General features: G+C 46.5%; 10 protein-coding genes and 1 other annotated feature. Of the genes, 9 read left to right on the top strand and 1 reads right to left on the bottom strand.

The genetic code is table 11. The annotated features are described in order from the left end of the window. Window positions 1-385: 385 nt before the first annotated feature. The 8 genes from lonB to BM003_RS02430 all read left to right on the top strand — a co-directional run bounded on the left by lonB (window position 386) and on the right by BM003_RS02430 (window position 10277). Complete coding sequence (gene lonB / locus BM003_RS02395; RefSeq protein WP_093669747.1) at window positions 386-2101, top strand: ATP-dependent protease LonB; 1716 nt, start codon at window positions 386-388, stop codon at window positions 2099-2101. A gap of 180 nt (window positions 2102-2281) precedes the next feature. Continuing rightward, window positions 2282-2866, top strand: a complete 585-nt coding sequence (gene yihA, locus BM003_RS02400) for a ribosome biogenesis GTP-binding protein YihA/YsxC (RefSeq protein WP_093669749.1) — start codon at window positions 2282-2284, stop codon at window positions 2864-2866. Between the two features lie 140 nt (window positions 2867-3006). Next, a complete protein-coding gene (hemA, locus tag BM003_RS02405; protein ID WP_093669751.1) occupies window positions 3007-4341 on the top strand; it encodes a glutamyl-tRNA reductase in 1335 nt (444 codons plus the stop codon). Between the two features lie 78 nt (window positions 4342-4419). Then, window positions 4420-5715: a glutamate-1-semialdehyde 2,1-aminomutase gene (hemL, locus tag BM003_RS02410; RefSeq protein ID WP_093669753.1), complete on the top strand. Its 1296-nt coding sequence runs from the start codon at window positions 4420-4422 to the stop codon at window positions 5713-5715. A gap of 295 nt (window positions 5716-6010) precedes the next feature. Continuing rightward, entirely contained in the window at window positions 6011-6688 is a 678-nt protein-coding gene (locus BM003_RS02415) for a YetF domain-containing protein (RefSeq protein WP_093669755.1), read from the top strand. 239 nt (window positions 6689-6927) lie between these two features. Then, entirely contained in the window at window positions 6928-8295 is a 1368-nt protein-coding gene (locus BM003_RS02420; RefSeq protein ID WP_093669757.1) for a LysM peptidoglycan-binding domain-containing protein, read from the top strand. After that, entirely contained in the window at window positions 8285-9277 is a 993-nt protein-coding gene (locus BM003_RS02425; RefSeq protein WP_093669759.1) for a hypothetical protein, read from the top strand. The genes BM003_RS02420 and BM003_RS02425 overlap by 11 nt, the downstream gene beginning before the upstream one ends. Beyond that, window positions 9228-10277, top strand: coding sequence for a protein kinase family protein (locus tag BM003_RS02430; RefSeq protein ID WP_093669761.1), 1050 nt, complete (start codon window positions 9228-9230; stop codon window positions 10275-10277). The genes BM003_RS02425 and BM003_RS02430 overlap by 50 nt, the downstream gene beginning before the upstream one ends. A gap of 11 nt (window positions 10278-10288) precedes the next feature. On the opposite strand, the gene BM003_RS02435 is transcribed toward BM003_RS02430, so the two are convergent. Continuing rightward, window positions 10289-10471 carry a hypothetical protein gene (locus BM003_RS02435; RefSeq protein WP_093669763.1) on the bottom strand — a complete coding sequence of 61 codons (183 nt, stop codon included), beginning with the start codon at window positions 10469-10471 and terminating at the stop codon, window positions 10289-10291. 160 nt (window positions 10472-10631) lie between these two features. Further along, window positions 10632-10891: a binding site (T-box leader), on the top strand. 72 nt (window positions 10892-10963) lie between these two features. Between BM003_RS02435 and BM003_RS02440 the strand changes: the two genes are divergently transcribed. Continuing rightward, the gene (locus BM003_RS02440) at window positions 10964-13600 is read left to right on the top strand and encodes a valine--tRNA ligase (RefSeq protein WP_093669765.1); all 2637 of its coding nucleotides are present in this window, start codon (window positions 10964-10966) and stop codon (window positions 13598-13600) included. Window positions 13601-13745: the final 145 nt, after the last annotated feature.

Raw genomic sequence — 13745 nt, forward strand, 5'->3', positions numbered from 1 at the left:
CTAAGTGTAAGGAACTTTCGCTAATTACGCATACGTCCTGTATGCAACGCGAAAGTCATCACATCCTGTGAAAGTACGTCCTGCAAGCAACGCGAAAGTCACCGCATCCTGCGGAAGTAAGGACCGGGCGCTTTTTGCCCGGTTTTGATTATGAAACGAAAGACAGTGGCAGGCAATACTTCTGCGGAGATCTTCACCTAAATCGTAACAAAATCATCTTAAGTCGCAACCATTTTTTGCACCTAAAAGGAACGAATCGCTATATCTTCATTTTTTTCTCACCGCCTTCGGTTTAACTCCCTTCTGCCTTGGAAATAATGCCTTATAAGTATGATGATACGGCAAGCAGGCGTTAAAGCGCAGCTGAAGTGGGAGGCAGAATTTTATGAGTTGGATGGTATTGCTGATTTTTACGCAGATATTGTTTGGGGCGATTATTGGACTCTATTTTTGGAGTTTACTTCGCAACCAGCATGTGCAGAAAATATCTATAGACAAGGAATCTAAGAAAGAAATGGATGCGCTAAACCGGATGCGGCATCGATCGCTCTCTGAACCGCTCTCTGAACGGATTCGCCCTAAGACGCTTGAGGATGTGGTCGGTCAGCATGATGGGATCGTTGCCTTGCGTGCTGCGTTGTGCGGCAAGAATCCACAGCATGTCATCATTTATGGACCACCTGGGATCGGCAAGACGGCGGCCGCTCGACTTGTTCTTGAAGAAGCAAAGAAGAATACAGATTCACCTTTTAAACCATCGGCACCCTTTGTCGAGTTGGATGGAGCAACGGCGCGATTTGATGAGCGAGGAATCGCGGATCCTCTAATTGGTTCTGTTCATGATCCGATTTATCAAGGTGCGGGAGCTATGGGGCAGGCGGGAATTCCCCAACCAAAAGAGGGGGCTGTCACCCATGCGCATGGTGGCATTCTATTCATTGATGAAATCGGCGAACTGCATCCAATTCAGTTGAACAAACTGTTAAAGGTGTTGGAGGATCGCAAAGTATTTCTTGATAGTGCGTACTACAATGAAGAAAATCATCAAATTCCGGCTTATATACATGACATTTTCAAAAACGGATTACCGGCTGATTTTCGATTAATCGGTGCGACGACCCGGCGTCCGGAAGAAATACCGCCTGCTATTCGATCACGATGCCTGGAAATCTTTTTCTCAGAACTGAGCCGCTCGGATATCCGGAAGATCGCAAAGCGAGCGGCAATGAAATTGGATCTTGGCATATCGGAAGAGTGTTTGGAGAAAATTTCCGACTATGCAAAGAGTGGGCGTGAAGCTGTAAATATCATGCAGATTGCAGCAGGTGTGTCCTCCTCTAAAGAGGGCAAATCTGTTATCGGTCTGGATGAAATCGAGTGGGTTGTCCGTTCGAGTCGTTTGAGTCCGAAACCCAATCGAAAAGTACCCACCAGTCCTGAAATAGGTCTTGTCAATGGTCTAGCGGTCTACGGTCCCGGGCTTGGCATATTGCTTGAGGTGGAGGCTTCGGCAGTGAAGAGTCGGCATGAAGGGAGTCTGACCATCACCGGAATCGCGGAAGAAGAATCAATGGGTTCCTCATCGCGGACCATTACGCGTAAAAGTATGGCTCGTGCATCGGTGGAAAATGTGCTGACCGTTCTGAATCGGATGGGTTTCGGAGCATATAGATATCATATTCATGTCAATTTTCCAGGAGGATCGCTTGTCGATGGTCCATCCGCAGGCATTTCCATGGCGGTCGCAATCAGTTCGGCAATTTTACGCCGCAAAGTTCATCCAGACATCGCAATGACGGGCGAACTCGGACTGCATGGGCAGGTCAAACCAATTGGCGGTGTGATGGCGAAAATTGCTGCGGCAGTGGAAGCCGGCGCGAAGCGTGTGATTATTCCGGCGGAGAATATGCAGGAAACGTTGAAGCACTATGACAAAGCGAAAATTATTTCGGTTGAATCATTAAATGAGGTTCTTGAACTCTGTCTGTGCCCAGAAGAAGCGCAGAGTGGAAACGAACCACGCGTCTCCTTTGCTGATTTGCTGGCAAACCATGCGCTGTCTGCGCGCTCGGCTGATGCCGGTATTGAAAAACAAGGATGATTGATCAATCAACGAACTCTCGGTCAGTGACAGCCAAAGTCACTAACCGAGTTTTTTTGTTTTAACAGAAGAACCTATTGTCCCATGAATTGGACAGCAGTGATTAAATTAAGATAGAATGTGTATACACAAGCAGATCACCGCGGACTAATGCACCGCCGCGATCTGAGGAGAGATGATATGAAAATTACACAAGCAGATTACGTGATCAGTGCCGTGGGTCCGGCGCAGTACCCAACGGACGGCATGCCGGAAATAGCACTTGCAGGTCGTTCAAATGTTGGAAAATCATCATTTATTAATAAAATGCTGAACAGAAGAAATCTGGTCCGAACGTCTGAAAAACCCGGAAAGACCCAAAAACTGAACTATTTTATGATCAATGGAGCATTTTATTTTGTCGATGTGCCAGGTTACGGATACGCTAAAGTGTCTAAGAAGGATAAGGAAGCATGGGGAAGGATGCTCGAAGCCTATTTTGCTGAGCGAGATGCGCTTAGTGCCGTGGTCCACTTAGTGGATTTGCGCCATCCGCCGTCCAAGGAAGATATTCAAATGCATGAATTTCTCACTTACTATGGACACCCGGTCATCACTGTAGCGACGAAGGCAGACAAGATTTCGAAAAGCAAATACCAAAAGCATAAACAGATCATTATCCATGATCTTGGTTTGAAAGCGGATGACGCTCTGATTCTTTTCTCATCACTAAACGGAACGGGAAAAGAAGATGCATGGCGTGCACTCGATCCCTTTTTGCACTAAAATAGATGTGACAAAAGGCACAAGTGGAGACATGAACCTTCAACTCGCATGTTTGCTGCCAATGACTTTTGTCAATTTGAACGACATCTGGGTGCACCGCGTTTCCGGTGCGCGTGGTTTTGCAGTACCGGAGGGATTTAATGTATTTACGAGCAATAGGGGTGAACCATCGCAGCGCGCCGGTCGCCATTCGGGAGCGCTTAGCGTTTACACCTCGAGATCTTAATCGAGCGTTGAGTCAATTGAAGCAGAAAAATATTTGCGAAGTGGTGATTCTCTCAACGTGCAATCGGACAGAATTGTATCTGGTGACAGATCACGTGAAGGCCGGAGTTGAGCAAGCTTCTTATTTTCTCGCTCGCTGGTTTACTATGGATGCGAGCGAGTTGTCGGATTATCTGTTTACAATAGAAGACAAGGAAGCTGTCGCCCATTTGTTCCATGTTGCATGTGGGCTGGACTCAATGATTTTGGGTGAGACACAAATTCTTGGACAAGTTCGTGCGGCTTTTCTTACTGCTCAGGACGCTGGGAGTACGGGAAGGATTCTGAATGAATTATTCAGAGACGCGCTTAACGTGGCCAAACGAGCACACACAGAAACACAAATTAATGATCATTCTGTCTCTGTTAGCTATGCAGCAGTAGAATTAATGAAAAATCAGATGCATGACCTTGATCAAAAGTCCATTGTCCTAGTTGGTGCTGGTGAGACGGGTAGTTTAACGCTGAAACATTTGATCAGCAATGGTGCGTCACATATCACAATTGCCAATCGCACCTTAGCGAATGGACAGCGTCTGGCAAATTCCGTTGGATACGGTTCGACCGCTATTCCCTTAGATCGTTTGCCTCAAGCTGCGGCGACAGCGGATATCGTCATTAGCACAGCATCAGCATCGCATTATCTGATTTCCAAAAATGATTTGCTTCGTCAAAAGAAACGCCGGCGCATGTTTGTTGACCTTGCGATGCCGCGCAGCATGGACCCGACTTTGGACGAAGTCGATGGACTGCGTTTGTTTGATCTCGATGACTTGAAAATTGTGCTTGGCGATCATTTGGAAGCACGAAAAGGTGCTGCGGCTCAGATCGAACCGATGATTGATGATGAGCTGCGCAATTTCTTAGAATGGTTGCAGACACTGCCCGTCATTCCCGCAATTTCGGCACTGCGCCGCAAAGTAATCATGATTCATGAACAGACAATGAGGAGCATGGAAAATAAACTCCCGTCAATCTCGGAACAGGAACGCGAAGTCATCAGTACGCACGTGCGCAGTATGTTGAATCAATTCTTGCGCGAGCCAATCAAGCAGGTTCGGCAACTAGCGGCACAGGACCGTGCGGTTGAGGCTGCGCATCTTTTGACAGGACTATTTAATTTAGATCATGTCCAACCAAGCGAAATGCTTGTTGATCGGACATCAGATGTTCCAAAGAAGAAAATGAAAAGCAATTCACGATGCAATTGATCGGCTTATTTTCTGGAGGATCATCTTTAGAGATACATATTTTTTCATGGGAGAAAAGCTTTGAGGGAGAAGATAACGATGAATTTTAGTAAATCGATCGCGGCGTATGAGAAAGCGAAGCCGCTTATGCCTGGCGGTGTCAGCAGCCCTGTCCGCTCTTTTCCGTCCGTTGATTTGAGCCCGATCTTTATGGATCACGGGAAGGGCTCAAAGATTTACGACATAGATGGAAATGAATACATCGACTATGTACTAAGCTGGGGTCCGCTTATTCTCGGTCATGCGGATAAGAAGGTCGTCGATTTTATCAAAGAAACCGTAGAAAAGGGCACGAGTTTTGGTTCGCCGACACAGCTTGAGACGAAATTGGCAGAGCTTGTCGTGGGACGCGTGCCCTCAGTCGAGAAGGTACGTTTTGTTAATTCAGGAACTGAAGCGACAATGAGCGCGATCAGGCTCGCGCGCGGTTACACGGGCAGAGATAAAATTTTGAAATTTGAGGGCAGTTACCATGGAAGCGCGGATTCACTGCTAATCAAGGCGGGGTCCGGAGTCGCAACGCTTGGACTTCCCGACAGTCCAGGTGTCCCCGCACAGCTCGCCAAAGACACCCTGACCGTTCCCTATAATAATGTGGAACGTGTCGTTGACGTATTCAAACAATACGGGCATGACATCGCCTGTGTGATTGTCGAACCTGTTGCCGGCAATATGGGCGTCGTGCCTCCTGTGGACGGATTCTTACAGGCTTTAAGAGAAATCACCCAGGCATATGGTTCCTTGTTAATCTTCGATGAAGTCATGACCGGTTTTCGTGTTGCTTATAACTGCGCGCAAGGCTATTACGGCATCAAACCGGATTTGACGACACTTGGGAAAGTCATTGGCGGTGGTCTGCCGGTCGGCGCGTATGGCGGCCGATTGGACATCATGAGTCAGATCGCGCCGGAAGGACCAATCTATCAGGCGGGAACCTTATCGGGAAATCCGCTTGCGATGGCTGCCGGGTATATGACGCTCAGCGAGCTTACACCGGAGGACTACTCGGAATTTCGCAAGAAAGCGGACCGGCTCGCTAAAGGCTATAAGGCAGCAGCGGAAAAATACGAAATACCGCTTACTGTAAATCAAGCAGGCGCGATGATGGGTATTTTCTTCACTGATCGGGAAGTCATTAACTATCAGTGTTCGAAATCATCGAATTTGGAGCATTTCAAGACTTATTTTGCCCAGATGATTGAACAAGGTGTGTCGCTGCCGCCATCCCAATTTGAAGGGGTCTTTTTGTCAACAAAGCATTCGATGGAAGACATTGAGGCAACAATTCACGCCGCAGAGCACGCGTTTCAGGTGATCGCGGAATCAAAGCGGTAAAGCGAAACATCTGAAGGGTGTAAAACGAAAAAGCCTTCGTTGTCGCACAGGTTAAAAATAGTAATCCAGAATGAGTCATGATTCATGATTTATTCTGGATTATTTGCGTAGCGGCACTAATCACGGATCTCTACCCATTTGTGAGCAAAAGCGATGGATTGGTGGCGACCATTGTAGAAAAGTTGATTGTCAACAAGGATTCCATAATCGTCAGATTTTATGTTTGATCAAATAATTTTCACTGAATGAGAGAGACTAAACCTGTACTAAAGATTTGTCCGAAGGTGGTCAAGACATGCATTTTATACAAATCACAGTTGAACTGATCGTCGGTTTTGCGGCCCTTTTCTTAATGACAAAAATTCTGGGAAAAGCGACACTGGCTCAAGTCACAGCCTTTGATTTTATCTCCGCAATCGTGCTTGGCGAATTAGTGGGTAATGCATTGTATGACAAAAAAATTGGAATCGGATCAATTCTGTTTGCGGTCGCTTTGTGGGGCATGATGATTTATGTTGTGGAATGGTGTACACAGAAATATCGTGCGTCGAGAGGTTTTTTGGAGGGCAAACCGACGATTGTTATTCGCCATGGCCATTTGGATCGAAACGCGATGAAGAAAGAAAAGCTTGATATCGATATGCTTCAGAATTTATTGAGGCAGAAAAGTGTATTCTCCATTCGCGAAGTTGAATTCGCCATTCTTGAAACTGATGGGTCCGTCAGTGCGCTGAAAAAATCGCAATACGAGACACCGACAATGGAAGATTTGCAGCAGAGGAGAAAACCGGTTTGTTTACCGGTAACGATCATTGATGATGGTGAAGTGGATTGGGAAAATTTGAAAGAGGCAGGTCTTAATGAAGAATGGTTGATGAAGAACCTTCACGCACACCATATACAGAGCTACTCGGATGTTTTTTATTGCGAATGGAAGAAGGACGAGGGCATTTTTATTGAGAAAATGCAATGAATAACGATGTTCAAGCCGCCGCAGATCACATGGATCGGCGGTTTTAAAAGCAACATAAAGAAAACGGTTACGTAATTACTCTGGGATTTCGTCCTCAGATTTTTCTTATTCCGCACACTGGTGATTCCCCGTACTGTCTACTAATAATGATGCAAGCATTTACGATTAGGAAACGATTGAGCATAATTCCTTACTTCACGCATAGAACAGTATTAAGAACGGATGAGAGGGTGGAAGGAATGTCTCAAACTTCGAATGATCGCTTGCAGTTTTCAATAAATGAATCGGTGTGGCTCAAAAATGACGCACCCGCCGAAGAAATACTATCCATGGCACTGGAGCCGGACATAACTGTCGAAGAGAATTGGAACGACGTGACAATCAAGGGCTATCTTCGACTCACCGGAGAGTACAAACCGGCGGACGTTCCGGATGCGGCTGTTGACTCGGAGCATAATGCGGCTCCCTTCCGTACAATTGATGAGATTATGGAGACGGGCAATGGCACGGACACTTTGGAACATCATTTTCCGATTGATATCACAATCCCGGCGGACCGTGTGCCTAACTTGGAAGATTTATTTGTTGTGATTGATTCGTTTGATTACGAGCTGTCCGAGCATCGGCATATTCAGCTTCAAGCTGATATCGCTATTACGGGATTGACCAATAACAATCCGGTGGATCGTACGGAAAAGCCCAAGGCTAAGCCGCCTGTCGAACAACCTGCGGCAACACCCGCGAAACCGGAAAAGGCAAAAGAAACTGCGCCTGCTCAGAAGCCCGCAGCGAAAGCGCCCGCGAAAAAAGAGGAAAAACCGATTAAACCGGAAAAGTCGGTTAAGGCACAAAAGGAAGAGAAACCGGTAAAACCGCTTAAAGCGCAAAAAGAAGAAAAACCGGAAAAGCCGGTTAAGGCGCAAAAGGAAGATAAACCGGAAAAACCGGTGGCGAAAAAGTTTGCCGAACCCGCGCCAAAGTCTAAAGCGGCAGAAGATCCTGCCAAAAAAGAAGCTGCGAAGAACGTGCAGAAGCCTGCGTCAAAAGGCAAGCGAATACTTGGCGAGAAGCAGCCGATCTCTGGGGAGTTTGAGGAAATGCCTACGGATCGTTTGAATGATGAAGAAGATGTCGATTTCCACTACGAGGCATTCCGCAAACCAGATGATGAGACCAATGCAGACGGATCGCCATTAGTTGCTTTTAAAGGGATGGCCCAAGACGGTTCACAGAATACCGGTCGTTCGGAAACAACAACGCCGGCGGCTCCACAGGCAGCTCCCTCTCCTGTGGCAGCTCCTCAGGTAGAAGCGACTCCATCTTCTGAGGAAAGTGAGCAGGAACAAGTTCCGGACAGTGGGAAGAAGGACTCTGACATGACTAGCCTTTACTTGACGAAGGTACTTTCCGGTGATGAAAAAGAACAAAAAACACGTGTCAAAATCTGCATTGTCCAGTCTGGAGAATCATTGGAAAGCATTTCAGAGCGCTATCATGTGCCGGTGACATCTCTATTGAGAAAAAACGCTCTGACGTCTGGAGAAATTGAAGCCGGCGAACTTCTTTACATTCCGAAAAGCACAAAGGCGGCAAAGGATGAATCCTGAGCTGGCGAGGCTATTGTCTGCCTTGCAAGCCAATTATTTTTTTGGACAAATGCGTGTCGCTAAAGAAGACCCGCTCATTATAGAAACTGAGAGAGGCTTAAAACGCATTCGGATTTGGGAGAATGAAGCTTTATTAAAGCTTCATTTAAAGTGGCGCGAGCGATTAGTCAACGACCGATTTTTCATTGATCGAATGTATGTCACGCGCTCAGGATTGCCGTCAATACGCATCGGTCATTATTCTGTAACCTGCCACGATGCTCCATCGAACTCTGCGAACTTGGAGGGGAATGAGGTGCTATGGGCAGATTTGCTGGCCTATTTACATCGATACAGCCGTGATGTTCCAGTTGGAGATATAACCGTCTCAGCCTCTACCCGAGTTCATACCATGTATGAACAGGCGAAACAGATGGGATATGAAAAGAGCGGCACGTGGAAGATGGTGTCCGCTTGTTTTTCATCTGCATCTGCGCGAGCAAATGAGGCTGACCGTTTACGCGACTCCTACCAGCATCGAAACTCGGCTTTCCTTCTTCCTGATGATTTTTCCCGGGGGTCATGTACGGCCCTCTTCGACACACTTTTTTTCGAACTTGGTCAATCTCGGCCATCTGACGGGTGCAGATCATTGGCCCGTTTTTGTTTAAACGAGTGCATGGGTCAACGTGAGCAAACGGTTCGCAAGCTGTTTCAAGAGTTGATGGTAAGAGATTTCTTTGATCAGGAAACTTCTGATTTGATGCAAGCTGAGTGGTTGGAGCCGGACGAGTGGCTGAGTTTGGTGGAATCTTGCGATCGTATGGGGCAGGAACAGGACGCTGAGGCGACACTCAATTCATTCAAACAACTATGGGATCGAAAAGTTCAACTGATTAACTTATTCGAATCTGTTTTGTCGCAATCCGGAGAAGCGGGTGGGGGTGCGGAATTTGGAGCAGACGGACAACAATCAAATCAATCGAATACTCTTTCACTATGACCTCGCGCCCACTAACCTTTCCGCTTGGGGAAACATTATTCGAGTAGATACCTACTCCGGCACATTCGCTTTGAAGCAGAAAGCGTTAAATGACCGGCAAATTCACAGCCTTCAGACAGTTTACGCGCTAGCGCGTCGCATGGTCATTGATGCTGCACACCCGCTCCCATCCAAATATGGCGATCTGGTCATCCGCGGATCAGATGTCAGTTACTATTTGATGCCTTGGGTGAACGAAACGGTTGACGCATCGAATCTGACCGAGCGCTATCGCCATCTTTTTGTCAAAGCAGGTCAACTGCACAGGAAAACGCTTGAAAAGGATGAAGACTGCAGTGGGCTCTATCAAGGTATGGTACGCGTACTTAATCAACGGCAAATGGTTTGGGAGCATTTTCTATATAAGGCGGAGCATCATGTTTATCCATCCCCATTTGAACAAGCGGTACTTAAAACAGCATTTATTTATCTCGGCAATATGCAGGTTGCCCGGGATTTTTTTACCAAAGATAAGGATGATGAGGGAAAGAACAAGACAATGCGGCGCGCGCTCTGCCATGGACGACTCAGCCCGCTGCATTTGCTGATTGAAAATGAGAGAAGCTGTCTGACGAATTTTGAGAACAGCGAGGACGGTTTTTTTATTGTGGAGAGTGCCAGCCTTTTTGAACAGGCAAGCGCGACGCTTGGCTCGGAGCATGTGGATTGGCGCAGCTTTTTCCAATCTTATTCATCTGCTTGTCCATTAAACGATGAGGAGAAGGAATTTCTGACTCATTTTCTTTTATTTCCAAGTGCGCATGCAGAATTGCTGAGCCGATATATTCATACGAAAGAGTTAAGTGAACAGTGGTTTGTCAAACGATGGACGAATCTCTGCCAGGTTCACCAGGAAATGTTTACATCTATTAAAAAAGAAATGGAACAGGAACAGAAAAAGAAAGACGAACGGAAAGCGAAAGAGGAATCCGAAGAAAAGAAAACCTCGGATGAAGCCTAATTTCCCATACACTATAGCCATTTCTTCAGATACCCGACATAGATAAAGAAGAGCAGTGCGCAAAGCAGCACGTCCATCGTTGTCGGCAGGAAAATCGTGCGAATAAGCTGAAAGATAGCGAGCGGAAGGACAACGATACTAAATCCTTCACGACACTTTTTGAAAAAGGGCTGAAAGCGATTGTTCTTGAACACAATGGTCACTCCCTTCGATTATATAAACCTAGATTGGTTATGCTATAGACTATGAAAGTTATTTGACCCGTGTGCGTAAAAAATTTTTTGATTGGCATTGACGAGCAGAACAGTAACTATATATAATGATTACAAAACACATTAAGTTCTGTGTCAGAGTAAAAATGCTGAGACAGGGAGTAGTACACATCTTTATGCTAGAAGAGGCGTTCAATCCTTTTGAACATCCTCTGTAAGAGAGAGAAGCCGGTACGCTGAGAAGCTTCTTTAGCAGCAAATGTGGAAGTAGCCCTCGAGCAGTCTTTCTGAACGATCGTTTGTGATCAACTAGGAAAGTCCGGAATTCCGTTATTAAATGAATGAGGCGCGCTTAGTGCGCGTGAATATAGGTGGTACCGCGGAGTTTTCTTCGTCCTTGTGACGGAGAAAGCTCTTATTTGCGTTCAGACAAACTCATTCATCCTAAATAAAATAGCTGCAAGGGAGCGGTAAATGATGGCTAAAGAATTAGCAACGAAATATGATCCAAGCCAAACTGAAGAGAAATGGTATAAGACTTGGCTGGAAAAGGATTACTTCAAAGCGGAAAGCAATCCAGAAAAGAAACCTTATTCGATTGTTATTCCGCCACCTAATGTGACCGGAAAGCTTCATCTTGGGCACGCATGGGACACAACGATGCAGGATTTGCTGATTCGCTTCAAACGGATGCAAGGCTATGACGCACTTTATCTGCCCGGCATGGATCACGCGGGAATTGCAACGCAAGCGAAAGTCGATGCGAAATTGCGCGAAGAAGGCAAATCACGCTACGACCTGGGACGTGAGAAATTTCTTGATGTCGCTTGGGAATGGAAAAAAGAATATTCGACATTCATCAGGAAACAATGGGCGAAACTCGGCTTATCGCTCGACTACTCAAGAGAACGGTTCACACTGGATGACGGCCTTTCGAAAGCGGTGCGCAAGGTATTTGTGCAACTTTATGAAAAAGGACTGATTTACCGAGGCGCTTATATAATCAACTGGGATCCGGCCGCGCGCACGGCATTGTCGGATATTGAAGTTATTTACAAAGAGATACCCGGTTATCTATGGCATGTCAACTATCCGCTTGCCGATGGTTCAGGTTCGATTCAAATCGCGACGACCCGTCCGGAAACGATGCTTGGAGATACAGCGATTGCCGTTCACCCGGATGATGAGCGCTATAAAGACATCATTGGCAAAAAAGCGGTATTGCCGCTTATCGGCCGTGAAATTCCGATCGTTGCCGACAGCTATGTGGATCAATCGTTTGGAACCGGTGCTGTGAAGATCACGCCGGCGCATGATCCGAACGACTTTGAAGTCGGCAATCGCCACGATCTGCCGCGCATTCTTGTTATTGATGAAACGGGAAAAATGAACGAAAATGCAGGCAACTATCAAGGATTGGATCGAGATGAATGCCGTAAGCAAATCGTTAAGGACCTTGAAGCGTCCGGCGCACTTGCTTATGTTGAAGAACATACGCATGCCGTTGGCCATTCGGAACGAACCGGTGTTGTCGTCGAACCTATTTTGTCTACGCAATGGTTTGTAAAAATGCAGCCTTTGGCGGACGCCTCATTGAAGATGCAAGAAACAGACGATAAAGTCAATTTTGTACCCGAACGGTTTGAAGGTACGTATCGACACTGGATGGAGAACATTCGCGACTGGTGTATCTCAAGGCAGCTGTGGTGGGGTCACCGGGTTCCGGCATGGTACCACAAACAAACCGGAGAAGTTTACGTCGGCATGGAAGCGCCGAAGGATATTGAGAATTGGAAACAAGATGAAGATGTTCTGGACACTTGGTTCAGTTCGGCACTATGGCCGTTCTCGACAATGGGCTGGCCGGATGAAGATGCGGCGGATTACAAACACTATTTTCCGACTAATGCATTGGTAACCGGATATGACATCATCTTTTTCTGGGTAGCTCGTATGATGTTCCAATCCACAGAATTTACCGGCCAAAGTCCATTTAAAGACGTGCTGATTCATGGTCTGGTGCGTGACGAGCAGGGCCGCAAGATGAGCAAATCGCTTGGCAACGGGATTGATCCGATGGATGTCATTGCAAAGTATGGCGCAGACGCACTTCGCTATACTTTGGCGACCGGCACGACTCCGGGCCAAGACTTAACCTTCCAATGGTCAAAAGTTGAAGCCAATTGGAATTTTGCGAACAAGATTTGGAATGCATCACGATTCGTGATTATGAACCTTGAAGGATTCTCACTCAAAGATATGGATCTCTCCGGAGAAAAATCCGTTGCCGACCGTTGGATTCTGACTCGCCTAAACGCGACAATCGAAAAAGTAACGGCGCTTTATGAAAGCTATGATTTCGGCGAGGCCGGTCATTATCTGTATCAGTTCATTTGGGATGATTTCTGTGATTGGTATATTGAAATGGCGAAACTGCCGCTCTATGGAGAAGATGACGTTGCCAAACAAACAACAAAATCGGTACTCACCTATGTCCTTGATAAAATTCTTAAACTGCTCCATCCAATCATGCCGTTTGTGACCGAAGAAATCTGGCAGCATATTCCGCATGAAGGTGAAACGATCATGCATAGTGAATGGCCGACGGTTAACTCGGAATGGAATGATGCAGAAGCTGAAAAGGAAATGCTTGCGCTTCAAAATGTTATTCGTTCTGTGCGCAACATTCGCGCGGAAATGAATGTCGCACCGAAAAAGCCGGTCAATATGCTGATAAAGACAGCATCGGAGTACGGAACAAGAATTTTCGAAGCGAACCAAAATTATATTGAGCGCTTCTGCAATCCGGCAAGCTTGCAGATTGGAACGGATCTCCAAACTCCGGAAAAATCAGTTTCCGCCGTTATTTCCGGCGCGGATATTTTCCTGCCTTTGTCCGGACTGATTAACATTGAGGATGAAGTCAGCCGACTGACTAAGGAATTAGGCAAAATGAACGCCGAAGTCGATCGAGTGGAGAAAAAGTTGAGCAATCCGCGATTCGTTGATAAAGCGCCGGAACAAGTTGTTAATCAAGAACGTGAGAAACAGGCGGACTATCTGCAGAAACGTGATAAATTGCAGGCGAGAATTGCTGAATTGCAGGCATGATTGCGGTGAAATAGAGAATACAATCATTGACATGGGACGGTGGCGGGCTCTGGTTGGCCCGCTGCCGTTTTCTTATAAGTTAAGAAAGTATAGCGTTTTGTCTTGCCGGTACGACGGTAAGGTCATAAGATTCGATTGGGGTGAT

Source organism: Sporolactobacillus nakayamae (assembly GCF_900113325.1).
Classification (GTDB): Bacteria; Bacillota; Bacilli; order Bacillales; family Sporolactobacillaceae; genus Sporolactobacillus; species Sporolactobacillus nakayamae.

Excerpts from the sequence above, each read along its gene's own strand:
- lonB (WP_093669747.1), top strand. The coding sequence starts at position 386 with ATGAGTTGGATGGTATTGCTGATTTTTACGCAGATATTGTTTGGGGCG.
- yihA (WP_093669749.1), top strand. The coding sequence starts at position 2,282 with ATGAAAATTACACAAGCAGATTACGTGATCAGTGCCGTGGGTCCGGCG.
- hemA (WP_093669751.1), top strand. The coding sequence starts at position 3,007 with ATGTATTTACGAGCAATAGGGGTGAACCATCGCAGCGCGCCGGTCGCC.
- hemL (WP_093669753.1), top strand. The coding sequence starts at position 4,420 with ATGAATTTTAGTAAATCGATCGCGGCGTATGAGAAAGCGAAGCCGCTT.
- BM003_RS02415 (WP_093669755.1), top strand. The coding sequence starts at position 6,011 with ATGCATTTTATACAAATCACAGTTGAACTGATCGTCGGTTTTGCGGCC.
- BM003_RS02420 (WP_093669757.1), top strand. The coding sequence starts at position 6,928 with ATGTCTCAAACTTCGAATGATCGCTTGCAGTTTTCAATAAATGAATCG.
- BM003_RS02425 (WP_093669759.1), top strand. The coding sequence starts at position 8,285 with ATGAATCCTGAGCTGGCGAGGCTATTGTCTGCCTTGCAAGCCAATTAT.
- BM003_RS02440 (WP_093669765.1), top strand. The coding sequence starts at position 10,964 with ATGATGGCTAAAGAATTAGCAACGAAATATGATCCAAGCCAAACTGAA.